This window comes from Streptomyces sp. NPDC005899 (assembly GCF_040629645.1).
In the GTDB taxonomy this organism is placed as follows: domain Bacteria; phylum Actinomycetota; class Actinomycetes; order Streptomycetales; family Streptomycetaceae; genus Streptomyces.
The window spans coordinates 1-1,371 of the sequence record NZ_JBEXWB010000683.1; the positions used below are offsets into that span (position 1 = coordinate 1).

The following is a 1,371-nucleotide window of genomic DNA, read 5'->3' on the forward strand; positions in this document are numbered from 1 at the left end:
CTCGGCGGCTTCTTCACCGACCACGCCTCCTGGCGCTGGTGCTTCTACATCAACGTGCCGTTCGGCCTCGTCAGCCCCGCCGGCCGGCCCCACGTCCGCACCCCGATGGGCCGTCCTCGGCGGGGGCACGCCCGACACGGACGCCCTCGCCCCCGCCGCGTACGCCGACCCCGCCGCGCTCGGCACGGCGCTGGCCTCCGGCGCCGACGTCCCCGGCGTCCTCGTCCTCGCACCCTCGGGACCGCGCGGCACGCGTGACGAGCCGGCCCGGGTGCGCGAGGCCGTAGGGGCGACGCTCGAGGCGGTCAAGTACCTCCTCGCCGACCCGCGCCTGGAGTCGACGAGGCTCCTGCTCCTCACCCGGGGAGCCGTGGCCGCCGCCCCGGGGGACGAGGTCGACGACCTGCCCGCCGCCGCGGCACGCGGACTGGTGCGCACCGCCGCCAGCGAGCACCCGGGCCGTTTCGTCCTCCTCGACGTCGACGCGGCGGACCCCGACGACGTGCGGTCCGCCGCGGTGGCCGCCGTCGCCGGCGGACCCGAGTGCGCGCTGCGCGAGGGGCGCCTGCTCGTGCCGCGGCTGCGACGCGCCGCCGACCGGCCCACGGGCCGGGCCGGGGGCGGCGAGCCGGTGGTCCTCGACCCCGACGGCACCGTCCTGATCACCGGCGGCACCGGTGGGCTCGGCAGCCTGATGGCCCGTCACCTGGTGGTCCGGCACGGGGTCCGCCACCTGCTGCTGACCAGCCGCAGGGGCGACGCCGCACCGGGCGCCGAACGGCTGGCCGCCGAACTGGAGGAACTGGGGGCGAGTCTCACGGTCGTCGCCTGCGACGTCGCCGACCGCGCCCGCCTCGCCGCGGTCCTCGCCGACGTACCGGCCGCGCACCCGCTCCGCGCCGTCGTCCACACGGCGGGCGTGCTGTCCGATGCCACGGTGGAGAACCTGTCACCCGGCGACATCGACCGGGCCCTCCACGCCAAGGCGGGCGGCGCGTGGCATCTCCACGACCTGACCCGGCACCTGGACCTGGACGCGTTCGTGCTCTTCTCCTCGGTCGCCGGACTGCTGGGGAGCGCCGGCCAGGGTGCCTACGCCGCGGCCAACGCGTTCCTCGACGCCCTGGCGCAGCACCGCCGGGGCCAGGGGCTCGTGGCCACCTCGCTGGCGTGGGGGATGTGGGAGGCCACCGAGGGCGGCATGGCCGGGGAACTGGGCGCCGCGGACCTCGCCCGCTGGGCCCGTCTCGGGATGCGCCCGCTGACCGCCGCACGCGGCACGCTGATGTTCGACGCGGCACTCGCCGGGGGCGAGCCCCTGCTCGTCCCGGTGGAACTGGACCCGGCCGCACTGCGGGACTCCGGCGCGAC

1 protein-coding gene is annotated in these 1,371 nt (G+C 77.8%); it reads left to right on the forward strand.

What is annotated here, in order from left to right; genetic code table 11:
* Positions 1-1,371, forward strand: a 1,371-nt coding sequence (locus ABZ371_RS32635) for a beta-ketoacyl reductase (protein ID WP_358686561.1), incomplete at both ends; no start/stop codon positions are given.